22 protein-coding genes are annotated in these 22651 nt (G+C 68.0%); 12 read left to right on the forward strand and 10 right to left on the reverse strand.

Annotation, left to right across the window (positions count from 1 at the left end; translation table 11 throughout):
* Positions 1–59 precede the first annotated feature (59 nt).
* The gene (locus tag ACFXN1_RS31690; protein WP_379438245.1) at positions 60–1886 is read left to right on the forward strand and encodes an acyl-CoA dehydrogenase; all 1827 of its coding nucleotides are present in this window, start codon (positions 60–62) and stop codon (positions 1884–1886) included.
* 50 nt (positions 1887–1936) lie between these two features.
* Here ACFXN1_RS31690 and ACFXN1_RS31695 read toward each other — a convergent pair whose 3' ends face one another.
* A complete protein-coding gene (locus ACFXN1_RS31695; RefSeq protein WP_379401301.1) occupies positions 1937–2146 on the reverse strand; it encodes a hypothetical protein in 210 nt (69 codons plus the stop codon).
* 500 nt (positions 2147–2646) lie between these two features.
* Between ACFXN1_RS31695 and ACFXN1_RS31700 the strand changes: the two genes are divergently transcribed.
* Positions 2647–3285, forward strand: coding sequence for a hypothetical protein (locus ACFXN1_RS31700; RefSeq protein WP_379401302.1), 639 nt, complete (start codon positions 2647–2649; stop codon positions 3283–3285).
* On the opposite strand, the gene ACFXN1_RS31705 is transcribed toward ACFXN1_RS31700, so the two are convergent.
* The 3 genes from ACFXN1_RS31705 to ACFXN1_RS31715 are packed head-to-tail and all read right to left on the reverse strand — an operon-like array spanning position 3282 to position 5729.
* Positions 3282–4097, reverse strand: a complete 816-nt coding sequence (locus ACFXN1_RS31705) for an exodeoxyribonuclease III (RefSeq protein WP_379438243.1) — start codon at positions 4095–4097, stop codon at positions 3282–3284. The genes ACFXN1_RS31700 and ACFXN1_RS31705 overlap by 4 nt on opposite strands.
* 51 nt (positions 4098–4148) lie before the next feature.
* Positions 4149–5099, reverse strand: a complete 951-nt coding sequence (locus ACFXN1_RS31710) for a GNAT family N-acetyltransferase (protein ID WP_379401304.1) — start codon at positions 5097–5099, stop codon at positions 4149–4151.
* Positions 5100–5105: 6 nt separating this feature from the next.
* Positions 5106–5729, reverse strand: coding sequence for a peptide deformylase (locus tag ACFXN1_RS31715; RefSeq protein ID WP_379401305.1), 624 nt, complete (start codon positions 5727–5729; stop codon positions 5106–5108).
* 228 nt (positions 5730–5957) lie between these two features.
* On the opposite strand from ACFXN1_RS31715, the gene ACFXN1_RS31720 reads away from it, so the two are divergent.
* From ACFXN1_RS31720 to ACFXN1_RS31740, 5 genes are all read left to right on the forward strand, one after another.
* Positions 5958–6275 carry a DUF3263 domain-containing protein gene (locus tag ACFXN1_RS31720; RefSeq protein ID WP_364619725.1) on the forward strand — a complete coding sequence of 106 codons (318 nt, stop codon included), beginning with the start codon at positions 5958–5960 and terminating at the stop codon, positions 6273–6275.
* A gap of 91 nt (positions 6276–6366) precedes the next feature.
* Entirely contained in the window at positions 6367–6933 is a 567-nt protein-coding gene (locus ACFXN1_RS31725; RefSeq protein WP_379438242.1) for a LytR C-terminal domain-containing protein, read from the forward strand.
* A gap of 196 nt (positions 6934–7129) precedes the next feature.
* Positions 7130–7795, forward strand: coding sequence for a superoxide dismutase family protein (locus ACFXN1_RS31730; protein WP_379388572.1), 666 nt, complete (start codon positions 7130–7132; stop codon positions 7793–7795).
* An 18-nt stretch (positions 7796–7813) separates the two neighbouring features.
* Positions 7814–8962 carry a glutamate--cysteine ligase gene (locus ACFXN1_RS31735; RefSeq protein ID WP_379401307.1) on the forward strand — a complete coding sequence of 383 codons (1149 nt, stop codon included), beginning with the start codon at positions 7814–7816 and terminating at the stop codon, positions 8960–8962.
* A 184-nt stretch (positions 8963–9146) separates the two neighbouring features.
* On the forward strand, positions 9147–10508 hold the full coding sequence (locus ACFXN1_RS31740; RefSeq protein ID WP_379438241.1) for a DUF5933 domain-containing protein: 1362 nt from the start codon (positions 9147–9149) through the stop codon (positions 10506–10508).
* Positions 10509–10530: 22 nt separating this feature from the next.
* On the opposite strand, the gene ACFXN1_RS31745 is transcribed toward ACFXN1_RS31740, so the two are convergent.
* The 4 genes from ACFXN1_RS31745 to ACFXN1_RS31760 all read right to left on the reverse strand — a co-directional run bounded on the left by ACFXN1_RS31745 (position 10531) and on the right by ACFXN1_RS31760 (position 15981).
* Entirely contained in the window at positions 10531–11868 is a 1338-nt protein-coding gene (locus ACFXN1_RS31745) for a hypothetical protein (RefSeq protein ID WP_379438240.1), read from the reverse strand.
* A gap of 150 nt (positions 11869–12018) precedes the next feature.
* Positions 12019–14277: an AAA family ATPase gene (locus ACFXN1_RS31750; protein ID WP_379438239.1), complete on the reverse strand. Its 2259-nt coding sequence runs from the start codon at positions 14275–14277 to the stop codon at positions 12019–12021.
* A 70-nt stretch (positions 14278–14347) separates the two neighbouring features.
* Positions 14348–15268 (reverse strand): CDP-diacylglycerol--serine O-phosphatidyltransferase, encoded by a 921-nt coding sequence (pssA, locus tag ACFXN1_RS31755; protein WP_379401311.1) that lies wholly within the window; start codon positions 15266–15268, stop codon positions 14348–14350.
* On the reverse strand, positions 15265–15981 hold the full coding sequence (locus ACFXN1_RS31760) for a phosphatidylserine decarboxylase (RefSeq protein WP_379401333.1): 717 nt from the start codon (positions 15979–15981) through the stop codon (positions 15265–15267). The genes pssA and ACFXN1_RS31760 overlap by 4 nt, the downstream gene beginning before the upstream one ends.
* Before the next feature lie 292 nt (positions 15982–16273).
* Here ACFXN1_RS31760 and ACFXN1_RS31765 point away from each other — a divergent pair, with 292 nt between their 5' ends.
* Complete coding sequence (locus ACFXN1_RS31765; protein WP_379438238.1) at positions 16274–17302, forward strand: beta-ketoacyl-ACP synthase III; 1029 nt, start codon at positions 16274–16276, stop codon at positions 17300–17302.
* A gap of 42 nt (positions 17303–17344) precedes the next feature.
* Here ACFXN1_RS31765 and ACFXN1_RS31770 read toward each other — a convergent pair whose 3' ends face one another.
* Both ACFXN1_RS31770 and ACFXN1_RS31775 read right to left on the reverse strand, forming a co-directional pair.
* The gene (locus ACFXN1_RS31770) at positions 17345–18043 is read right to left on the reverse strand and encodes an SIMPL domain-containing protein (protein ID WP_379438237.1); all 699 of its coding nucleotides are present in this window, start codon (positions 18041–18043) and stop codon (positions 17345–17347) included.
* Between the two features lie 15 nt (positions 18044–18058).
* Positions 18059–18517 (reverse strand): SRPBCC family protein, encoded by a 459-nt coding sequence (locus ACFXN1_RS31775; protein WP_379438235.1) that lies wholly within the window; start codon positions 18515–18517, stop codon positions 18059–18061.
* Between the two features lie 261 nt (positions 18518–18778).
* Here ACFXN1_RS31775 and ACFXN1_RS31780 point away from each other — a divergent pair, with 261 nt between their 5' ends.
* The 4 genes from ACFXN1_RS31780 to ACFXN1_RS31795 all read left to right on the forward strand — a co-directional run bounded on the left by ACFXN1_RS31780 (position 18779) and on the right by ACFXN1_RS31795 (position 22615).
* Positions 18779–18982: a hypothetical protein gene (locus tag ACFXN1_RS31780; RefSeq protein ID WP_379401315.1), complete on the forward strand. Its 204-nt coding sequence runs from the start codon at positions 18779–18781 to the stop codon at positions 18980–18982.
* A 108-nt stretch (positions 18983–19090) separates the two neighbouring features.
* Positions 19091–20764: an FAD-dependent oxidoreductase gene (locus ACFXN1_RS31785; RefSeq protein WP_379438233.1), complete on the forward strand. Its 1674-nt coding sequence runs from the start codon at positions 19091–19093 to the stop codon at positions 20762–20764.
* Positions 20765–20774: 10 nt separating this feature from the next.
* Positions 20775–22244 (forward strand): ATP-binding protein, encoded by a 1470-nt coding sequence (locus tag ACFXN1_RS31790; protein ID WP_379438232.1) that lies wholly within the window; start codon positions 20775–20777, stop codon positions 22242–22244.
* 17 nt (positions 22245–22261) lie between these two features.
* Positions 22262–22615 (forward strand): UBP-type zinc finger domain-containing protein, encoded by a 354-nt coding sequence (locus ACFXN1_RS31795; RefSeq protein ID WP_379438230.1) that lies wholly within the window; start codon positions 22262–22264, stop codon positions 22613–22615.
* Positions 22616–22651: the final 36 nt, after the last annotated feature.

A 22651-nucleotide genomic window follows, 5' to 3' on the forward strand; every position in this document is an offset into this window, starting at 1 on the left:
GCTCGACCAGATCTTCGACATTGCTCCACCAGTTCAGACTCAGCCGAGGAGGCCCTTCCGTGTCCCACTACAAGGCGAACCTACGAGACATCGAGTTCAACTTGTTCGAAGTACTGGGTATCGGGGAACTGCTGGACCAGGGCGCCTACGGCGACCTGGACGCCGACACCGCGCGGGAGATGCTCGCCGAGGCGAAGCGCCTGGCGGAGGGGCCGATCGCGGAATCGTTCGTCGAAGCCGATCGCAACCCGGTCGAGTTCATTCCGGACCAGCACACCATCACCGTGCCGGAATCGCTGAAGAAGACCGTGGCCGCGGTCAACGAGGCCGGGTACTCCGGTCTGGGCATGGCCGAGGAGATGGGTGGCGTGCCCGCCCCCAACGCCCTCATCTGGGGCATCCAGGAAATGCTGGTCGCCGCGAACAACTCGGCCTCGTTCTTCAACATGGGTCCGCTCATGCACAAGGTGCTCTTCGACGAGGGCACCGAGCAGCAGCAGAAGTGGGCCACCCACGCGTGGGAGAACCGCTGGGGCGGCACCATGGTGCTCACCGAGCCGGACGCCGGCTCCGATGTCGGCATGGGCCGCACCAAGGCGATCCAGCAGGCCGACGGCACCTGGCACATCGAGGGCGTGAAGCGCTTCATCTCCGGTGGCGATGTGGGCGACACCGCCGACAACATCTTCCACCTGGTGCTGGCCCGCCCCGAGGGCGCCGGCCCGGGCACCAAGGGCCTGTCGCTGTTCGTGGTGCCGCGCTTCCTGTTCGACACCGAGACCATGGAACTCGGCGCCAAGAACGGCGCGCTGGTCACCGGCGTCGAGCACAAGATGGGCATCAAGTCCTCGCCCACCTGTGAGATCACCTTCGGCGGCGACCTTCCGGCCGTCGGCTACCTGGTCGGTGACAAGCACAATGGCATCGCGCAGATGTTCAAGGTCATCGAGAACGCGCGAATGATGGTGGGCACCAAGGCCACCGGCGCGCTGTCCACCGGGTACCTGAACGCCCTGGAGTACGCCAAGCAGCGCGTGCAGGGCGCGGATCTGACCCAGATGGCCGACAAGAGCGCACCGCGCGTCACCATCACCCACCACCCGGACGTGCGTCGTTCGCTGGCCACCCAGAAGGCGTACGCCGAGGGTCTGCGCGGGCTGTACATGTACTGCGCCTCGTACCAGAACGCCGATGTGGCGCAGGCCAATTACGGGGTGGACGCCGAGCTGGCGGAGAAGGTCAACGACCTGCTGCTGCCGATCGTCAAGGGCTGCGGTTCGGACCGGGCGTACGAGAGCCTGACCGAATCGCTGCAGACCCTGGGTGGTTCCGGCTACCTGCAGGACTACCCGATCGAGCAGTACATCCGCGACTGCAAGATCGACTCGCTGTACGAGGGCACCACCGCCATCCAGGCGCAGGACTTCTTCTTCCGCAAGATCATTCGCGACAAGGGCGTGGCGCTCGCGCACGTCGCGGGCCTGATGCAGCAGTTCATCGACGCCGGCCCGGACCAGTTCAAGATCGAGCGCGGGCTGCTCGGCGCGGCGCTGGCCGACGTGCAGGCCATGGCGGCCACCCTCACCGGCTACCTGATGGCCGCGCAGCAGCAGATCGACGAGATCTACAAGGTCGGTCTGGGTTCGGTCCGATTCCTGTACGCCGTGGGCGATCTCGTCATCTCCTGGCGACTGCTGGAGCAGGCCGCCATCGCCCAGGCGGCGCTGGACGCCGGTGCGGCCGACAAGGACACGAACTTCTACACCGGCAAGGTCGGCGTGGCGTCCTGGTTCGCGAAGAACAAGCTGCCGCTCATCAGCGGCGTGCGCTCGGTCGTCGAGAACATCGACAACGACATCATGAAGCTGGACGAAGCCGCTTTCTGACCCACGCGCATCCCCGGCCCCGCACCTGTTCGGTGCGGGGCCGGTTTGCTTCACGCCACCCGGCTCGCCGGTCCCCGGTCGGCGGGGTCTCGACGTCGGTGCCGTCCGCCGGCGGCGGGAGTGACCACAGGGTTGGGGAGCACGATGGTCGGTGCGTCCAGCACGGCGTGTAGGTGGGCGCTGAAGGCGTCGAGGCTGCCGTAGCGCGTGAGGATCTCGTCGAGTACCTGGTGCGCACTCGAGCCTGTCGGATTGTTCATCTCGCCCCTCCGAGGTCCGCCACCGGCCGGGGCCGGGTTTTGACCGGCATTCTGCACGAGATATTCGAACGTGTAGCTACTTTGAAGATAACTGTGACTTTCCGTGCCTCGAGCACTCTCGATTCGTGCCATCGGCGTGGTATCTGGGCCGCTCCAGCACCAGATTGCATTACCGTCCGGTACGGGTGACCGGAGTGGGGAACGGTGGCGGGGCTCGGGAGTGGTTATCTCGCCGCACCCCCGGTCCGGATCACCAGGTCGGGGCCGTCGCCGGACGGTCCCGGAACGCGGTGCCCACACTTCATCAAACCCGGGTGGTGCACCGTGCGCGGAAAGTTGCTCGACGGCCGGGTGGATCAGCCCGCAGACTCCCCGATCCACCCGGCCCCCGAGCGAGTTCCTGTGTGTCTTGTCGGCGAGGCGCGACTCGCCGATGCGACACGCACATTCGATGTGTGACGGCGCCGTGAAGTGTCGTCCCCAGCGGGTACAACAACGGCATGGTCTTCCCGGTTACCTTCGGCTGGATCCAGATGCTGCTGCTGGTACTCGGCATCGCGGCGATCGGATTGCTCGTCACGGCTGTTCTGAAAGCGCGCAAGGTGGGGTGGCGGGCCCTGGCCGGCCGGGGCGCGGGTGCGGCCGGGCTGGTGCTCGTCGCGGTCGTGATCCTGTGGATCACCACGCTGCTGCAGACGTTTCTCGGGCTCACCGGGGAGGTGAAGGCGGCGCACATCGAGGCCAAACCTGTTGCGGGGCAAGAGCACTTGATGAACGTGGAACTGACCCTCTACGGCGACAAGGACCACGGCGACCAGCACCAGACCTATCAGGTCGAGGGCGACCTGTGGGTACTGCAGGCCAATATCGTGGAACTCGAACCGTGGGTGAACGCGCTCGGCTTCAACTCCGGGTACAAGGTGACCCGGCTCTACGGCCAGCGGCTGGACGGCATCGCCACCAAGCAGAATCAGATCTTCCTCAATGGCAGCGACGCCGACTTCTTCCAGGACATGAAGAATCAGTCCTGGTACACAAGGCCTTTCGTGCGCTCGGCCTACGGCAACGCGGTCATCGCGGCTGCGGGCAGCTACGACGTCTTCATCTCCCGCGACGCCATCAAGAGCCGGTCCGTCTAGTCGGCGAGTTCGGCCACCACGGGCGCATGATCGCTGGCGCCCTTGCCCTTTCGCTCCTCGCGGTCCACGTTCGCCTCGGTGACCCGGGCCGACAGGGCGGGGGAGCCGAGGATGAAATCGATGCGCATGCCCTCTTTCCGGGGGAAGCGCAGCTGCGTGTAGTCCCAGTAGGTGTAGACGCCGGGGCCCGGGTGGAAGGGCCGCATCACGTCGCTGAAGCCCACCTCGCCGAAGGCGTCGAAGGCGTCGCGTTCCCGCTCGGACACATGCGTCTTGCCCTCGAAGAATTCCGGCGACCACACATCCAGATCGGTCGGCGCGATATTCCAGTCACCCACCAGCGCGATCTGCGCGTCCGGATCCTCCGACAGCCACTTGCTGCCCGCACTGCGCAGGGCGGCAAGCCATTCCAGCTTGTAGGTGTAGTGCGGATCGTCCAGAGCGCGGCCATTGGGCACGTACAGGCTCCACACCCGCACCCCGCCGCAGGTCGCGCTGATCGCGCGGGCCTCCACCACCGGCGCGCTGAGCAGCGATTCCCCGGCGTCCTTGTCGAATCCGGGCTGATCCGGGAAGCCGATCTCGACATCCTCGATCCCGACCCGGGAGGCGATGGCCACACCGTTCCACTGGCTGTAGCCCACGTGCGCGACCTCGTACCCGGCCGCCTCGAAGGCCTCGAACGGGAACTGCTCGTCCTTGCACTTGGTTTCCTGCATGGCCAGCATGTCGATATCGGCGCGGTCCAGCCACGCCAGCACCCGATCCTGCCGGGTACGAATCGAATTCACGTTCCAGGTAGCGATGCGCACGAGTGGTGAACCTTTCAGAACTAGTGTCTTGCGAAAGCGAGTGGCACGCAATCAGGGCGCGGCGTACCGGTAGCGGTGGTGTTCGACGAACCCCATCTCCTGGTACAGCGCCAGCGCCGCGTCATTCTCGTCCGACACCTGCACGTACGCGTGCGTGGCCCCGTGTGACTGCCCCCAGCGGATCATCTCCGCGCACACCAGCGCGCCCAGCCCGTGCCGCCGATGCCCGTTCGCCACCGTGACGCAGGTCAGCCCCGCCCAGCAGCGGCCGTCCGGGGCGGTGGTGACCGCGACCCGGCCGATGGCCAGCGGCGACTGCAAACCCAGCGTGGCGAAGGCGACCTGACCGTCGCGCACCGCCGTCAGCACCTCCACCACCGGGGTCGACCCGAGTTCGGCGTCCCCGCCGCGATGCCGGTGCATGGACAGCCAGGCCCCGTCCGGATCCGCGGTGAAGCGCACCATCGGCGGTCCGGACGGCAGCGCCATGGTCTCGATATCGACCGCCAGCACCTGGGTTTCGTTCCAGCTGCGCCAGTCCGCGGGCACGGTGGCCAGCCGGTCGGGCAGCTGGAACTGTGCGGGCAGGCCGTGCGCGGTGTACCACTCGGCGATCCGATGCAGGGTCTCGGTGTCCATCAGGGCGGGTCCGTCCGTACCGCCCAGCGGCACCGCGGAATTCGCGCGATTGGTGTACCCGTCCCCGGCGCGCAGCAGCCAGCCGCCGATCCAGGACCGCCGCAGGCCCGGCCAGCCGTCGGCCGCGGCCGCCTCCAGCGCGCGGATCTCGCTGGTCCGAATGGGCCTGGGCCCGAGCGGTTTCCAGGCCACCACCCGATCCCAGGCGATCGACACCACCTGGCCGTCGGCGGTGCGCACGGTCAGCGGATCGGTCTCGGTGAGTTCACCGATCACATCCGTCAGCGGTTGCGGATAGCCCGCGGGCAGGCGGTAGCGAACCACCACCCGCTTACCGATCGGCGGGAGTTCGGAATCGGTCATACCCGATCAGTCGTCGAGATCGTCGTCGTCGTGTCCGAAGGGATCCGGCACGGTGCCCGGTACCCAGCTCAAACCCGGCTTGCCCCAGCCGTTTCGCTTGATGGACTTCTTGGCGGCCCGGGCATTGCGCCCGATCAGCACGTCGACGTAGAGGAAGCCGTCCAGGTGTCCGGTCTCGTGCTGCAGCATGCGGGCGAAGAAGCCGCGGCCCTCGATCTCGACCGGTTCGCCGTGCTCGTCGGTGCCGGTGACCTTCGCCCAGTCGGCGCGTCCGGTGGGGAACTGCTCGCCGGGCACCGACAGGCAGCCCTCCTCGTCATCATCGGGATCCGGCATGGATTCCGGGATCTCCGAGGTCTGCAGCACGGGATTCACGACGCAGCCGCGGCGGCGGACCATCTTCGCGCCGTCGGTGTCATCCGGGCAGTCGTAGACGAAGATGCGCGGCGAGACCTCGTCCTCGTCCTTGATGATGACCTGATTGGCGGCCAGACCCACGCCATTGGCGGCGTCCATGGTCTCGTACATGTCCGCGATCAGCTCGGCCAGCTCCTCCGGGGTCTGCGTGACCGGAGTGGTCGCGCGGTGCAGAACCGGGTCGCCGACAATGCGAATCGGGAGAATAGCCATGCTGAGCAGCCTACTGTGTGGTTGCCGGGCTGCTCGAGGTGCCTGTTGCCGCTGTCGTAGGGCAGACTGACCTCGCACACTGGACGGACCCGGTCCACGGCGACACGCCGGGCGGGCGCACAGAACACGCCGATCGGTACGCATCGGGACGACTCCGCCGCGTGGTTGAATGATCGGCGACGCACAAAGCACCATATTCGTCTGGTGACCACTCGGCGAGGGAGCACTATGGACAGCGCAGCGGCACGCGACATCCCCGCAAGCGAGGACGGCCCTTCCGGCGAGGATGGCGCACACGGGCTTTCCCGCCGCGAGCTCGACATTCTCGACTTCGAGCGCAAGTGGTGGAAGTACGCCGGTGCGAAAGAAGAAGCCATCCGTGAGCTCTTCGACCTCTCACCCACCCGCTACTACCAGGTCCTGAACGCGGTCGTCGACAAGCCGGAGGCGCTGGCCGCCGACCCCATGCTGGTCAAACGCCTGCGCCGGCTGCGCGCCAGCCGCCAGAAGACCAGGGCCGCACGCCGTCTCGGTTTCCAGGTGTGAACCCCGCCCGGAATGTGAACCAGCCTCCAGCACCGCGTGCGTACGCGCTTGATCCCGCGCGGGCGCCCCATCACCCATTAGGCTCGACGCCGTGAGCAACCCGAATTCGTCGGCCGGCGGCCCGCCGCTGCGGGCCCTGGCGATGGTCCTGATCGCGCTGGCCATCGTGTTCGCCGGGCTGGGCGCGATGTCGCTGTCGAGTTCGGACTCCTCGAGCAGCAGCGCCGACTCGACCTCGCAGTCGAGCACCGCCGCGGCCACCACCACTGCGGCACAGCAGAATTCGGCCCAGGCCACCACCACCCCACCGGTCGCGCCCACCACCACGGCGGCGCTGCCCACGACCACTACCGCGACCACCACCGCGGCCGCGGGCGTCGACAAGACCCTTCCCGTACGGGTTTACAACAACGGCACCGTGCCCGGCCTGGCCAAGAAGACCGGCGACCAGCTCACCTCCGACGGGTACAACGTCACCGAGGTGGGCAACTACGCGAACGGCGTCATTCCGAAAACCACTGTGTACTACGGCAGTTCGCCCAAGGAGCAGGCGCTGGCCCAGGCCATCGCCGCGCAACTGGGCTGCTCGGCCGAACCCCGATTCCCCGGAATCTCGGACTCGCCCACCGGCGTCATCGTCATCGTCACCGGTAACTGAATCGCTGTTGACAGAGGCACTGAATCGCTGTTGACAAGGCACTGAATCGCAGTTGGTAAGGCACTGTCGGGTCGCTCGAAAGAAACCGTCCGGCCCCTCCACGGCACACAGGCACGTCTCTGGCATCATCTTGTCCGGTACGAAGTATGTCCACCCTGCTTTCCCGATAAACTCGGACTCGTAAAGGAGTTCCCCGATGGCCTCGTCCACAACTCGTCGCCCGTCCTGGTGGACTGTTGCTCCGGTGCTCGCGGTCGCAGCCCTCGGCCTCACCGCCTGCTCCAACAGCCAAGAGTCGAGCGACGTCAAGGGGACGACCCCGCCGGTGTTCACCAGCTCGCAGGCCCCCGCCGGCACGCAGGGGACCGAGGGCGGCAATGCTCCGGAGGATTCGTCCAGCGTCACGCTGAAGGACCCCAGCGGCGGCACCGTCGGGACCGCCACCATCGCGAAGGTGGGCAACCACCTCCAGATCACCGTCGAGGCGCACGGGCTGAAGCCCGGCTTCCACGGCCTGCACGTCCACTCGGTCGGCAAGTGCGAGCCCAACTCCACCGCACCCGCGGGCGGCGCGCCCGGCGACTTCCTCTCCGCCGGTGGCCACCTGCAGGTCGGCGACCAGAGCACCCACCCGGCCAGCGGCGACCTGACCTCGCTCGAGGTGCTCAAGGACGGCACCGCCAAGCTGGTCACCACCACCGACGCCTTCACCCTGGACGAGGTCAAGGGCAAGGCGCTGATCATCCACGCCGGCGCCGACAACTTCGGCAACATTCCCACCCGGTACGCGCCCGCACCGGATGCGGACACCCTCGCGACCGGCGACGCGGGTGCACGGGTCGCCTGCGGCGTCGTCGCCTGAACCCTCTCGAGGTGAGCCATGGCCGGGGCAGGCAGAACGAAGGTCCCCTTCAACTCATCGCCCCGGCACACGCTCGGCGTGGAATGGGAGGTCGCGCTCGTCGACAAGCACACGCGCGACCTGTCCAACACCGCCGCAGCGGTTTTCGAAGCCTGCGGTGATCTGCGCGCCTGGGACGGCACCCCGCAGATCACCAAGGAACTGCTGAAGAACACCGTCGAACTCGTCTCCGGTAAGCACGACACCGTGAGCGAGGTGGTCGACGAACTGCGGGCCACCCAGGACACCGTGCGCCGCGCCGCCGACCAGGTCGGCGTCGACCTGTTCTGCGCCGGCACCCATCCCTTCGCGCAGTGGTCCACCCAACAGCTCACGCGCAGTGCGCATTACGACGAACTCATCGAGCGCACCCAGTGGTGGGGCCGCCAGATGCTCATCTGGGGCGTGCACGTGCACGTCGGAATCTCCCACCCGGACAAGGTCTTCCCCATCCTGAACGGGCTGCTGCCGTCCTATCCGCACCTGCTGGCGCTGTCGGCCTCCTCGCCCATGTGGGCGGGCGTCGACACCGGATACGCCAGCAACCGGGCGCTCATGTTCCAGCAGCTGCCCACGGCCGGACTGCCCTTCCAGTTCGAGAACTGGGACCAGTTCGAGGGTTTCGTGCACGACCAGATGAAAACCGGTGTGATCGAACAACTCGGCGGCATGCACTGGGACATTCGGCCCGCGCCCAAGTGGGGCACCATCGAGGTCCGCGTCTGCGACGGCACCCCCACCAAGGCCGAACTGGCGGCCATCGTGGCGCTGATCCACTGCCTGGTGGTGGATCTCGACCGCCGGGTGGAATCCGGCGAGACCATGCCGGCCATCCTGCCGCCCTGGCATGTGCAGGAAAACAAGTGGCGCGCAGCGCGATACGGGCTCGACGCCATCGTCATCACCGACGCCGACAGCAATGAGCGACTGGTCACCGACGACCTGATGGAACTGCTCAACCGGCTGGAGCCGACCGCCAAGAGCCTCGGCTGCGAGAACGAGCTCGCCATGGTCGCCGACATCCCGAAGAAGGGCGCGTCCTATCAGCGTCAGCGCCGGGTGGCCGCGACCGCGCAGGGCGATCTGGTCGCGGTCGTCGATTCGCTGGTCCGCGAACTCGAGTACTGAGGTCCACGAACTCGCGCACCGCGGAACCGTCTTGCACGGTTGTGATTTCGATTACGACCGTCTACGTACGGTGTACGCGTGGCCAGGAGCGATGCCGCGCTGACCGGGGCCTGTTCATCTGGTGAGATGGGCGGCGTTCAACTACTCACAGAGCTGGCGTTCATGCGGCGTTTACTATGGCTGGATGCTGCTCGACGATCCGTACTCCCGAATCGGCGGCGAGGCACGCCGAACCGGGTTACGGATGCTGTCGCCGCGCGCCGGCCTGACTGCCGCGCTGTCGGTGGGGGCGGCGCTGCTCATCGTCCTGCAGATCGTGGCCTCGCACCACCACTTCACCGGCCCGCTGGAAAGCATCTGGGCCGACTTCGCGGGTGATGCCAAATCCTTCACCGTGCCGTGGGCCGGGCTCGGGCTCGCGCTCATCGGACTGAGCTGGCGGCGGCGGTTCCTGGCGGTCGGCGCGGCGCTCGGCATCGACCTTGTGTACCAAGCGATTCGGACGCTGTCCGGTGGACCACTGGCGATGGGCAACGGCCCTGTTCTCGTGCTGCTCGCCCTCATCGGGCTCGCCTGCTGGAAGTGGCAGGGCAAGGACCGCACCAATGCGCTGCACGCCGCCGCGCTCGGCATCCTGCTGGTGCTGTCCAGCAAGGTCGCCGACGTCTGGCTGGGCATCACCGTGCTGGCCGGGCCCCGGGTGCTCGACGAACACATCGTGCTGGTGGACCACGCCCTGGGCGACCCCTCCTGGCTGATGGGGCAGCTGCTGGACTGGCTGGGACCCATCGCCTCCGCCGTGCTGCACTGGGTCTACATCGAACTGCCCGTCGGCGCGATGATCGTGACCATCTGGCAGCTGCGCAATGTGGTCACGACGGGGGACTGGCCCAAGCACTACCTGGTGCGCACCTTCCTGGTGCTCGGCCTCATCGGCCCGGTCTTCTATGTCGCATTCCCCGTCGTCGGGCCGATGTTCGCGTTCGGCGCGGACGGGCACGTCTTCTCCCTGGGTAGCTACTGGCCGAATGTCGTGCCGCCGGCGGACCTCTCGCCGGGTTCGATCGCCTTCGACCACTACACCCCGCGCAACTGCATGCCGTCATTGCACACCGCGTGGGCGCTGTCGATCTTCATCCACTCGCGCCGCGACCCCTTCACGGGTGCGCCCGCGCCGGTCTGGCTGCGCTGGGGCGGGAGCTTCTGGCTCGTCGCCACCCTGTCGGCCACCCTGGGCTTCGGCTACCACTACGGCGCGGATCTGGTGGCGGGCGCGGTGCTGTGCCTGACCATCGAATCCGCCCTGCGCGCACCGGAACGCGGCTGGGATCGCACCCGCGTGCAGCTGGTGTCGGCCGGCGCCGCGCTCTTCGCCGGGCTACTGCTGTCCTACCGGTACCTGTCGACCGGCTTCGCCGAACATCCGGTGCCCGCGGGCATCGTCGTGCTCGGCCTGCTGGCGGGTTATGTGACGGCCTTCTACCGCACCTGGTTCGGCGACGCCGTGACCACGGCCCCGGAGCTCGAATCCGCGGTGCGCGCCTGACCGCTCGCCGGTCACACCACGGTCAGCCGGAGGTGGCCGCGTCGTTCGGAGATTCGGGCGCGGTGTCGATCGTCGCCGGGATCCGGGGGCGACTGCGCCGCAGCAGGTAGATCCCGGCCAGACAGCCCCCGGCCACCAGCGCCGACGTCCAGCCCGGGGCCACGGTGCTGCTGGAGCTCACCGCGCACATCGACGGGCTGTCGGCGGATTGCGTGGCGTAGTGGCCGCGCGACACATAGTCGCGCATGCCCAGCACCGCCGACGGGACGAACAGCACCAGGGTGCCCAGCACCCGGCTCGGCACATAGCGCGGCCGCGTGGACAGCAGGGCGAAACCGATGAGCCAGGACACGGCCGCCGCACTGCCCACGATCAGCCAGGCCCGGGTCGAATCGGCCGTGAACGCCGTGAGCACCCCGAGCGCCATGCCCGCGGCCAGGGAGACCGCAGGACCCCCGCCCCTGCTGCCCACCCACATGCCGACCGCCGACACCGCCGCCAGCAGCGGGATCGACCAGGCCGGCATCTCGGCCGCCACGGTCGCCGAACCCACCGCTCCCAGGCCCACCGCCAGCAGCACGATCTCGCCGTCCCGGCCCGGCAACAGCATGGCCGCGACAATGGCGGTCCCCACCGCGGTCGCCACCGCGAGGACGATGCCCGCATGGCTGTCGCCGTGCCGGGCCAGCCATTCCGCACTGAACAGCGTCACCAGCACCAGCACCACGCCCGCGAGGATCGGGGCCAGCGGCAGCTCCGCCGAGAGCCGTTCCTCCACCTCGCGCTTTCGATGGGTCAGGAACCCGAAGCCGACCAGGACCAGCGCGAGCAGGAGCATCCAGATGGGCAGCACATCGCCGGCGTGCCAGTGATCGCTCGCCGTCGCGTCGATGCCGCCGCCGATCCGCGACACCGGATTCACCGAACCGAGCAGCAGGCTGATCAGAACGCCCAGGGTCCAGCCGAAGGCGGGTAGCCGACGGTGCAGCACCGCCGCTCCCAGCGCGCCCAGGATCAGGCCGCCGGCCAGGGAATCGATGAAGTTCATGGTGGGCAGCGACGAATTCGGTTCGCCGGCATGGCCGAACACGTGATTGGCCAGCAGCACCAGCAGCCCGCCCAGCGTGGTCGCCCACGCCGCCACGGGGCTGCCCAGCGTGGTGATGAGCACCGCCGCGATCATGGCGATGAGCGCGCCCGCCGATACGGCGCGGGGCAGGGTGTAGGTCAGCAGGTCCCGCTGCAGGGCCGACGTCTCCGAGGTCCAGCCGAAGTCGATGGGCAGGGCCAGCGCCAGGCCGGCAACCGTTGCTGCGACCAGCGCCGTGATCGTCTCCGCGGCTACCTGATGCGACCTCACCAGCGCAAAATTACCGGTGATAGGCGGACCGATTGGTACGACTCGCCTACTTTGTACAGATTCGGCGCGCTACCGGCACGCATGGCGAACGCGCCGCGAAACCATTGGCACAGCAGACTAATCGGTCTCATATGCCCTGGTTGGGAGCGTTCAGACGTAGCCGGACACGTCGCCGGGCGGAGTCGACGATTCGCGCTGGGCGGCATACAGCCGCAGGGCCTCTACCTGGACCGTATCCAGCGAGGGCCGCACCGCCTTGCGCGCGGCCCCCACATCCGCGGCCGTCACCTCGCCGGCCTCGACATCGCGGCGCATGGCGGCGAGCGCCGCCTCGCGCAGCAGCGCCGAGCAATCCGCCGCCGAGTAGCCCTCCAGCTCACGCGCCAGCCGCCGCAGATTGACGTCCTTGGCCAGCGGCACGGATTTGGCGGCGGTGCCCAGGATTTCGGCGCGGGCATCGGCATCCGGCGGCGGCACGAACACCAGGCGCTCCAGGCGCCCGGGACGGGTCAGGGCCGGATCGATGAGTTCGGGCCGGTTCGTCGCGCCGATCACGACCACATCCCGCAGCGGCTCCACACCGTCCAGTTCGGTCAGGAGCGCGGCGACAATACGATCCGAGACGCCCGAATCGCTGGACTGCCCACGCCGCGGCGCCAGCGCGTCCACCTCGTCCAGGAAGATCAGCGACGGCGCGGAATCCCGTGCGCGCTGGAACAATTCGCGCACCGCCCGCTCCGAGGAGCCGACCCACTTGTCCATCAGCTCCGCGCCCTTCACGGCGTGTACACTCACCTGCCCCGATCCCGCCAGCGCCCGCACCAGGAAGGTCTTGCCGCACCCCGGCGGCCCGTACAGCAGCACTCCGCGCGGTGGCTCGATACCCAGCCGCTGGAACGAATCCGGATGCTTCAGCGGCCATAGCACGGCCTCGGTGAGGGACTGCTTGGTCTCTGCCATGTCCCCGACGTCGGCGAGGCTCAGACTGCCGATGGCCAGTTCCTCGGACCCGGAACGCGACAGCGGACGGATCACCTCCAGCGCTCCGGCCAGATCCTCCTGCAGCAGCATTGGATCCGATTGCTCGCGACTGGCCCGCGCGGCCGCCCGCAGGGCCGCCTCCCGTACCAGCGCTGTCAGGTCCGCCGCGACGAAACCCGGTGTCCGCGAGGAAATCTCATCGAGCTTCAGCCCATCGGTCGGGACATTGCGCAGCAGTTGCTCCAGCAGCGCCGCGCGCACCCCGGAGGTGGGCAGCGGCAGCGACACCTCCCGATCGCACAGCTCCGGAGCACGCAGCCGCGGGTCGATACCCGCCCTATTCGACGTCGTGGCCAGCACCGCGACCGTCTCCTGCGCCACGGCGGCGCGCAACTGGTCGAGAATCAGCGTGGCCACCGGTTCGGCCGGCGTCGGCAGCAGCGCGTCGATATCGGTGATCAGCAGCACTCCGCCTGCGCCGGAACAGATTTCGGCCACCTTGTCGGACACGTCGCGCAGCCTGGGCCCGATGTCGGTCGCACCGACCGCCGGACCGTCCAGCTCCACCAGCCGCCGCGATCCCGTCACGGCCCGCGCGAGCGTCGCCTTCCCGACGCCCGCCGGACCGGTGATCAGGACCCCCAGATGCGAGGACGCTCCGAGTTTCTTCAGCAGGTCGGGCTCGTCCAGCGCCAGGCTCAGCCACTCCCGCAGCTTCGCGGCCTGGGCCTGGACCCCGGCCAGATCGGCCACCGCCACCACCGACGGCGGTGGTGATGCCGGAGCGCTGACCCGCAGGTCGGTGCGGGTATCCGTGTCGTCCAGGGGAGCCGTCGGGAGGTCCGTCTCGGCGACGCCGAAACCCCAGCCCACCGCGCTGTTGGTACTGACGACCACCGGGCCGGGCTGCGGATCGACGGCCGTCACCCGCAGCAGCTCCGAGGTCCAGGCGATATTGAGGGCTCTCGAAAGCTGCTGGGCCACACCGGATCGGCTGGCCCCGGGTTTGAGATCCATCGGTCGCAGCGAGACGGCGTCCTGGATCGACACCACCTTGCCCTGCAGGGCTTGCCGCAGTGTCGTCTCGTCGATGGCGCGCATGACGTCCGGCGAGCCCGTGACCGAAATCCGGGTGGCCCGGCGCGGAATCACCTTCGCGATGGTCAGTTTCGAGCCCGCCGAGATGTGCGCGTTCGACATCGTCACCTCGTCGAGCAGCGCCTCGCCGCGCCCGACGGGTTTGCCTTTCACCGGCGTCGCCACCAACGCCGAGGTCTGTCTGCCGCCGGCGATCGAGATCACGTCCCACGGATTCACGCCCAGCAGCGCCAGCGAGTCCGGATGCAACCGGACCACCCCCCGCCGATCGTCGGCGGGGGAGGTGTTCAGGCGAGCGGTGAACTGGAAACCCGGCTGTGCGTCGGTCACGCCGTCAATTCTGCCCGGGCCGGCCGGCCGCCGACGGTAGCGTCGGCGAATTGCGGCCCGGCCGTTGGTTTCAGCGCCCGGGGCGGTTCGACACCCGGTCGCGCTGACCCGGGCGGCGCAGGCGCAGCCGTGCCGTGGACACCGACACCCGCGGCACCCGCCCGGCCAGCGGGCGCTGGCGGCGCTGCGCCTTGCGCTGGGCGCGGCGCTCGGCGGGCTTGTGGTTCCAGGTCTCGGGCCGGGCCGCCACCCAGCGCGCGGAGTGCACCGCGAACGGGATGTGGCCGAGGTACAGCACGACCAGCGCCATCATCAGGATGAGCGGGTAGGTGACCAGCAGCGCGGCGGCCAGCGCGACCAGCACCAGCAGGATGGGCGCGGAGCGCGGGGCCACCGACACCGACTTGACGGCCAGGGTGGGCAGCGTGCTCACGCACAGCAGGCCGGTCAGCACCGTCCACACCGCCACCACCGGGAAGCTCACCCACCAGCCGTCGCCGAACTGCTCGGACAGCGCGATGGGCGTCAGCACGATGAGCGCGCCCGCCGGGGCGGGCACGCCGGTGAAGTACTCACGCTGCCAATCCGGGCGGTTGTCGTCGTCCATCAGCGTGTTGAAGCGGGCCAGCCGCAACACCATGCAGACCGCGAACATCAGCGCCAGGATCCAGCCGATGCTGTCGGCGTGCAGGAAGGTCACGTACAGCACCAGGGCGGGCGTGACGCCGAACGCGATGGCGTCCGACAGTGAATCCAGCTCCGCGCCCATCTTGGTGGTGGCGTCCAGCATGCGGGCGATGCGCCCGTCCAGCATGTCGAAGACCGCGGCCGCGCCGACCAGCGCCAGCGCGATCCCCAGCTTGCCCTCCATGCCGAACTTCACCGCGGACAGGCCCGAGCACAGTCCCAGAATGGTCACCATGCTCGGCAGCAGTCGGATGGTGCGGTTACGGCGACGCCCGTTCGGTGCGGGCGCGAGTTGTTCCATCATGAATCCAGTTCGGCCAGCACCGTTTCCGCACCGACGGTGCGCTGCCCCGGGGTGACCAGCAGCCTGGTCCCGGCCGGGAAGTAGGTATCCACGCGCGAACCGAACCGGATCAGGCCGTAGGTGTCACCGATGTTCAGCTTGTCGCCGGTCTCGGCCTCGCAGATGATGCGGCGCGCCAGCAGCCCCGCGATCTGCACCACCACCACGCGCTGCCCGGAGGCGGTCTCGATGACGATGCTGTTGCGCTCGTTGCGGTCGCTGGCCTCGGGCAGGTCGGCGGAGACGAACTTGCCCTTCTGGTAGGCGACCTGTTCCACCAGGCCACTCACCGGCACCCGCTGCACGTGCACGTCCAGCACCGACAGGAAGATGCTCACCCGCGGCAGCGGGGCGTCACCCAGGCCGAGTTCGGCCGGCGGCACCGCGGTGTCTACCAGGGCGACCTCGCCGTCGGCGGGGGCCACCACGACGCCGGGGCGGTTCGGCGGCACCCGGTGCGGGTGCCGGAAGAATCCGGCGCAGGCCGCGGCCGCCAGCAAACCGGTGCGGCGCAGCCACTTCCGCCGATAGCCGAGGGTGGCCACCGCCAGCGGTGCGGCCACGAACGGCAGACCTGCCGGATGCAGCGGCGGAACGGCTTTGCGGACCAGGTCGGCGACGTGGCCGAGGCCGGTCTGTTCCGGAGTGCCGGGCGGGGTGGGTCGGCGGGCCACAGGCTCCTCTTTCATGCGCGGGTAGATGCGGTCAGGGACCGCGATCACACGATACGTGAAGTGGGTTCGACGCTCGCGTTCTCGGTGACCGAACACCCGCGGCCGGCCTCCCGGACCGGAGGTGCGCCACCCGGCAATGACCCCTCGATTGTGATGGGAAGCACTGGCATGAGAGGCTATCGCGATTAAGATGAGGGAGCCTCATGTCTGCGGCATTGTGGGTCCGCGGGGGGTGAGGAACCCGATGAAGGTCACGTTCGACGCGCGGTACGCAGTACATAGGAGAGAACCAATGTCTGCTCGAATTGCTTCGATCAACGGGGCAGAGCACACGGCCATGCTCGGGCTCGGTGTGTACCGGCCCGAGCGAATCGTCACCAATGACGAGGTGGCGGGGCCGATAGATTCCAGTGACGAGTGGATCCGGACACGTTCCGGCATCCGCAACAGACGCTTCGCCTCTCGCGAGGAGACGATCGTCAGCATGAGCGCCGCGGCTGCCCGCGACGCCATCGAAGCAGCGGAGATCGACGCGGATCAGATCGATTGCGTCATCGTCGCAACGTCCACCTGGCTACTGCTCACGCCCGCCGCGGGCCCGCAGATCGCCACTGCGCTCGGTCTGAACAATGTGGCCGCCTTCGATGTCTCGGCCGGTTGCGCCGGCTTCTGCCACGGGGTCGCCATGGCATCGGATCTGGTGAAGGGCGGCACCGCCCGGCACGTGCTGGTCATCGGCGTGGAAAAGCTGACGGACACGGTCAACCCGAGGGATCGCGGCACCGCCTTCCTCTTCGCCGACGGCGCCGGCGCGGTGGTGATCGGCCCCTCCAGCGAACCGGGCATCGGCCCGACCGTCTGGGGATCGGACGGCACCCAGCACCACGCCATCCGCCAGGACAAGGACTGGCTTCAGTTCTTCGACGAGATCGACGAGAAGGGCCTCGATGCTGTCCGGCCCTACCTCGCCATGGAAGGAACAGCTGTCTTCCGCTGGGCCGCACACTCTTTGGAGCAGGTGTGCCGCGAGGCCATCGAGCGGGCGGGCCTGACCACGGACGATCTCGACGCGATGGTCCCGCATCAGGCCAACGGTCGCATCATCGAGATCATGGCGCGGGTACTGAAGCTCCCCGAGCGGTGCGCCCTGGCCAATGACATCGAGGAGACCGGCAATACCTCGGCGGCTTCGATCCCGCTGGCCATGGAGGCCATGATGCGCGCGGGCGACGCCAAACCCGGCGGCACCGCACTGCTCATCGCCTTCGGTGCGGGGTTGTCCTGGGCGGCGCAGGTGGCCCAGCTGCCGAACTGGAAGTGAGCGACTCTGCGCGCCGCCACCCGGCGGCGCGCAGAGGACGAGCTATCCCATATCCCAGGCGACGGTCACGGTGAATGTGACCGTCTGCTGGCCCGGTTCGAGGTTGATGTTGGGTGCGGCGCCCGGGGCGGTGTCCCGGTACATCGGCGTCGGCGTTGCGCCGCTGCCGTTTTCGCTGATGGTCTTGACCGTCTTCAGTTTCAGCCCGGACAGGCCCGCGTACTGCTCGGCGCGGCTCTTGGCGTCGTCGAAGGCTCGCGCGCGGGCGTCGGACAGCAGCTTGGTGTTGTCCTCCAGCCCGAAGGCCACCGAGTTGATGCGGGTGTCGTTGCCGCCCGCCTGCACCGCCGCCGACAGGATGCCCGAGGCCTTCGGCAGGTCTCGCACGGCCACGTGCATGGTGTTGGTGGCGCGATAGCCGGTGATGTTGTGGCCGTCGGTGCCGTAGGTGGGCTGCACGGACATGTCGCTGGTCTTGATGTCCTCGCGCTTGGCCCCGGCCGTGACCATGGCGTCGGTGATCGCCTTGGCCTTGTCGCCGGCCTGGTTCACGGCCGCGGACACATCGGCCGCGCTCACCTCGGTGCCCAGATCGGCATTGAGCACATCCGGTGTGCCCTGGACCTTTCCGGTACCGGTGACGGTGACCGTGCGGTCGCCCGAGGAGTCGGAGCTGCCGCAGCCGGTGAGCACGAGCGCCATACCGGCCGCGGCGGCGCAGAGCGCTGTCAGTCGTCGCATAGGCCGAACCTACGCTCAGCGCTCCACGGTTTGCTTGATCTTCCCGAGGGTCACCTGCATGCCGTCCTCGAGCGCGCCTTCGAAGGGCTGCTCACCGCCGAAGACGTTGTCGATGGTGAACTGCAGCCACCGGGGCAGCTTGCCGCTGGGGACGTCGCGCCGCTGGACCAGCTTGGTGCCGCCGTCGGCGGTGGGCTCGAGGGTGTAGCTCCAGATGGTCCGGTTCTCGGTCATGCGGAAGGCGATCGCGCGATTCGGCTCGAATCGCACCACCCGGGAAGTGGTCGGGTAGATGTAGCCCTTGGCCTTGTTGAGGTTCACCGTCCAGGTGCCGGTGTGCACTTCGCGGCCCAGCGGCTGCATGCGCAGGGTCTGCGGGCTGAACTCGGGAATGCGCTTGAGGTCGGCGACAACGCTCCAGACCTGCTCGGGTGCTGCCGCGATATCGATGCTGGCTTCGAGAGTTTTCGGCAACGTTGCCTCCGGGGACGTGACGATCGGTACCACGCATCCTAGTTCGGGTGGCGTGGATCACCTCGGCTCCGTGGTGTGGATCACCACACCCACCTGCACGTATGAGCATGTGCCGCCGGTTCATTCCGCGGTTGAAAATCAACTAGATCACATTCTGGGGGTGTTGATGTCCGAAATGTAATGCTCGGCGCACAATGTCGATAGACGAAGCAACAGACACTGCCACCAGCTTTCCGATTGGGAAACGTGAGGTGATCGGCCGTGAACCTGCGTTCGCTCCTGCATCTCGAGACCAAGACGGTCCCGCTTCTCCCCGCTGAAGAGTCCGGTACCGATGCGGAGTCCCCGACGCTCGACAAATCGACGAAACGCTTCCGCCGCAAGGCCAACGGCGACCTCGAAGAGCGATTCGAGCGATTGCTCACCCCTACCGAGATGGATTTCATTGAGCATCACCGGATTTGAATCGGTGTGCCCAGGATGTTCGAGCAAGGACGCAGGTCTGTTCCGCCTGACGCGAACATGGCACGGTCTGGCCTTCGCGGTCTTGCCTCGTCAGCCCATACTCGTTAAGTGACTTCACCAGCTGCCGCGAAGCCGGCCATCCTCAGCGTCGACGACGATCCTGGCGTCTCGCGCGCGGTCGTGCGGGACCTGCGCCGCCGGTACGGGGCGGACTACCGGATTCTGCGGGCGGAGTCCGGCGCCGATGCGCTCGAGGCCCTTCGCGAGATGAAACTGCGCGGCCAGCCGGTCGCGGTGATGATCGCCGACTACCGGATGCCCGGGATGAACGGCGTCGAATTCCTCGAGCAGGCCATGGACCTGCACCCGTACGCGCGCCGCGTGCTGCTGACCGCCTACGCGGACACCAATGCCGCCATCGAGGCCATCAATGTGGTCGACCTGGACCACTACCTGCTCAAGCCGTGGGATCCGCCGGAGGAGAAGCTCTACCCGGTCGTCGACGCCCTGCTGGAGGCCTGGCGCGGGGACGAGCACAAGCCGGTGACCGAGACCAAGGTGGTGGGCCACCGCTGGTCGGCCCGCTGCTCGGAGGTGCGGGAGTTCCTGGCGCGCAACCAGTTGCCGTATCGCTGGTACCAGGTGGACGAGCCGGAGGGGGCGCGACTGCTGACCGCCGCCAATGCCACCGAGGACGATTGTCCGGTCATCATCAATCCCAGCGGCGAAGTGCTGATCATGCCCACCGACGCGCAATTGGCCGAGGGCGTGGGCCTGAACACCGACGCCTCCAGCGACTTCTACGACCTGATCGTGGTCGGCGGCGGCCCGGCCGGTCTCGGCGCGGCGGTTTACGGCGCGTCGGAGGGTCTGCGCACTGTGCTGGTGGAACGCACCGCCACCGGCGGCCAGGCCGGGCAGAGTTCCCGCATCGAGAACTACCTGGGCTTCCCCGACGGCCTCTCCGGCGCGCAGCTGGCCGACCGGGCCCGCCGGCAGGCCGTGAAATTCGGGGCCGAGCTGATCACCGCGCGGGAGGTGGTGGCCCTCGAGGCCTGCGGTTCCGCGCGCGTGGTGCGGTTCGCCGACGGCGGCAGCGTCGCGGCGCACTCGGTGCTCATCGCCACCGGCGTCAACTACCGCCACCACCCGGCCCCCGGCGTGGACGAATTCACCGGCCGCGGCGTCTACTACGGCTCGGCCATGACCGAGGCCAGCGACTGCGCCGACAAGGACGTCTACATCGTCGGTGGCGCGAACTCGGCGGGCCAGGCGGCGGTGTTCCTGTCCCGGCGGGCCCGGACCGTGCACATTGTGGTGCGCGGGGCGTCGCTGGAAGCGTCCATGTCGCACTACCTGATTCAGCAGATCGCGCAGATCCCGAACATCAAGGTGCACACCCGCACCGAGGTGGTGTCCGCCGATGGCGACGACCACCTGGAATGGATCGTGCTGCGCAATAACGAGGCCGGCACGGAAGAAAAGGTGGACGCGGAGCGTTTGTTCCTGTTCATCGGTGCGGCGCCGGAAACCGACTGGCTCGAAGGCACCGTCGAGCGCGACGACAAGGGCTATGTGCTGGCCGGACCGGACCTCATGGTCGAGGGCGAACGGCCTGCAGGCTGGGAACTCCCTCGTCCCCCACAGCATCTGGAGACCAGCGTGCCCGGCGTGTTCGTGGCCGGCGACGTGCGCTCGGAATCGGCGAAGCGGGTGGCCTCCGCGGTCGGCGAGGGCGCCATGGCCGTCATGCTGGTGCACCGCTGGCTCGCGAAACAGTAGGAGTAGGTGAATGGGCAACACCCGATTGATCTGCGACCCGAACGAACTGCGGCAGCTGTTCCTGTTCGAGAAGCTCGACGACGAGCAGCTGGCCTGGCTGTGCAAGGACGGCCGGGTCGAAATGTTCGAGCCCGGAATGGTTTTCCGTGAGGGCGACCCGGCCACCTGCTTCTACGTCCTGATGGACGGCGAGGTGCGGCTGACCAAGATGTCGGGCGGCGAGGAGATCGAACTCGTCCGCACCGAGCACGTCGGCTCCTACTCGGGCGCGTGGACGGCCTACATGGGCGACAAGGTCGAACAGACCTATACCGCGTCGTTCTACGTGACCCGGCCGTCGAAGTTCTTCGTGCTGGACGCCGGCACCTTCGCGAAGATGATGCAGGAGTGGTTCCCGATGGCGCTGCACCTGCTGGAGGGCGTCTTCTTCGGCAACCGCAATGCCAATGAGCGCATCGGCCAGCGGGAGCGGCTGCTGGCGCTGGGTTCCCTCTCGGCGGGCCTCACCCACGAGCTGAACAATCCGGCCGCCGCCGCGGTGCGCGCCACCTCCTCGCTGCGCGAGCGGGTCGCGGGCATGCGGCACAAGCTGAAGATGATGGCGCACGGCAAGTTCAACTCCGAGACCTTGGAGGCGCTGGCCCAGCTGCAGGAGGAGGCGGCCGCCCAGGTCGCCAAGGCCCCGACGCTGACGCCGCTGGAGGCCGCCGACCGCGAGGACGAGCTGGGCGACTGGCTCGAGGACCACGGCGTCGCCAATGGCTGGGACATCGCGCCGAACTTCGTGCAGGCCGGATTCGACATCGACTGGATGGAGAAGGTGCACGGCACCCTGTCCGGTTGTGGCGGCGATGTTTTCGAGGCGGCCATGCGCTGGCTCAACTACACGGTCGAGACCGAGCTGCTGATGAACGAGATCACCGACTCGACCAACCGCATCTCCTCGCTGGTGAACGCGGCCAAGCAGTACTCGCAGATGGACCGGGCCCCGTTCCAGGTGGTGGACCTGCACGAACTGCTGGACAGCACGCTGGTCATGCTGGCCCGCAAGATCGGCGACGACATCGCGGTGGTCAAGGAATACGATCCGGCGCTGCCGCCGGTGCCGTGCTACGCCGCCGAGCTCAACCAGGTGTGGACCAATCTGATCGACAACGCGGTCTCCGCCATGTCCGGGCGCGGCACCCTCACCGTCCGCACCTATCGTGAGAACGACTGCGCCGCAGTGGAAATCGGCGACACCGGGCCGGGCATCCCGGAGGAGATCCGCACCCGCATCTTCGAACCGTTCTTCACCACCAAACCGGTCGGTGAGGGCACCGGGCTCGGGCTGGACATCTCGTTCCGGATCGTGGTGAACAAGCACCACGGCGACATCCGGGTCGAATCCGGGCCCGGGAATACGCGTTTCATCGTCCGACTGCCGCTCGAGGCAGCCGCTCCCGACGCAGCGCAGTCCACTCTCGAAGCAGCGCAGTAAACGACGGAAGGCAACTGATGACCGAACAGATCGAAGGCATCGACCCCAGCATCGCGCCCAGCGGATCCGGTTGCGTCGAATGCGATGCCGCCGGCGGCTGGTGGGTGCACCTGCGCCGGTGCGCGCAGTGCGGGCACATCGGCTGCTGCGACATGTCGCCGAACCAGCACGGCACCAAGCACTTCGAGAGCACCGGGCACCCCTTCATCCAGAGCTTCGAGCCGGGTGAGGACTGGTACTACAACTTCGAGAACAAGGAGATGTACGAGGGCGGCCCGGAACTCGCGTCGCCGCACGCGCATCCGCTGGACCAGCCGGTGCCCGGCCCGCGCGGCCGGGTGCCCGCGGACTGGCAGCAGCATCTGCACTGACGAAAGCCGCCGGCCGGAACTTTTTCTACCGGGAGT

The sequence above is a fragment of the Nocardia sp. NPDC059154 genome, assembly GCF_042755705.1.
Taxonomy (GTDB): Bacteria; Actinomycetota; Actinomycetes; order Mycobacteriales; family Mycobacteriaceae; genus Nocardia.

Coding starts and splice junctions, on each gene's coding strand:
- ACFXN1_RS31790 (WP_379438232.1), top strand. CDS start 20,775: ATGGGCAACACCCGATTGATCTGCGACCCGAACGAACTGCGGCAGCTG.
- ACFXN1_RS31720 (WP_364619725.1), top strand. CDS start 5,958: ATGGACAGCGCAGCGGCACGCGACATCCCCGCAAGCGAGGACGGCCCT.
- ACFXN1_RS31765 (WP_379438238.1), top strand. CDS start 16,274: ATGTCTGCTCGAATTGCTTCGATCAACGGGGCAGAGCACACGGCCATG.
- ACFXN1_RS31710 (WP_379401304.1), bottom strand. CDS start 5,099: ATGACCGATTCCGAACTCCCGCCGATCGGTAAGCGGGTGGTGGTTCGC.
- ACFXN1_RS31735 (WP_379401307.1), top strand. CDS start 7,814: ATGGCCGGGGCAGGCAGAACGAAGGTCCCCTTCAACTCATCGCCCCGG.
- ACFXN1_RS31770 (WP_379438237.1), bottom strand. CDS start 18,043: ATGCGACGACTGACAGCGCTCTGCGCCGCCGCGGCCGGTATGGCGCTC.
- ACFXN1_RS31730 (WP_379388572.1), top strand. CDS start 7,130: ATGGCCTCGTCCACAACTCGTCGCCCGTCCTGGTGGACTGTTGCTCCG.
- pssA (WP_379401311.1), bottom strand. CDS start 15,268: ATGATGGAACAACTCGCGCCCGCACCGAACGGGCGTCGCCGTAACCGC.
- ACFXN1_RS31715 (WP_379401305.1), bottom strand. CDS start 5,729: ATGGCTATTCTCCCGATTCGCATTGTCGGCGACCCGGTTCTGCACCGC.
- ACFXN1_RS31740 (WP_379438241.1), top strand. CDS start 9,147: ATGCTGCTCGACGATCCGTACTCCCGAATCGGCGGCGAGGCACGCCGA.
- ACFXN1_RS31700 (WP_379401302.1), top strand. CDS start 2,647: ATGGTCTTCCCGGTTACCTTCGGCTGGATCCAGATGCTGCTGCTGGTA.
- ACFXN1_RS31795 (WP_379438230.1), top strand. CDS start 22,262: ATGACCGAACAGATCGAAGGCATCGACCCCAGCATCGCGCCCAGCGGA.
- ACFXN1_RS31695 (WP_379401301.1), bottom strand. CDS start 2,146: ATGAACAATCCGACAGGCTCGAGTGCGCACCAGGTACTCGACGAGATC.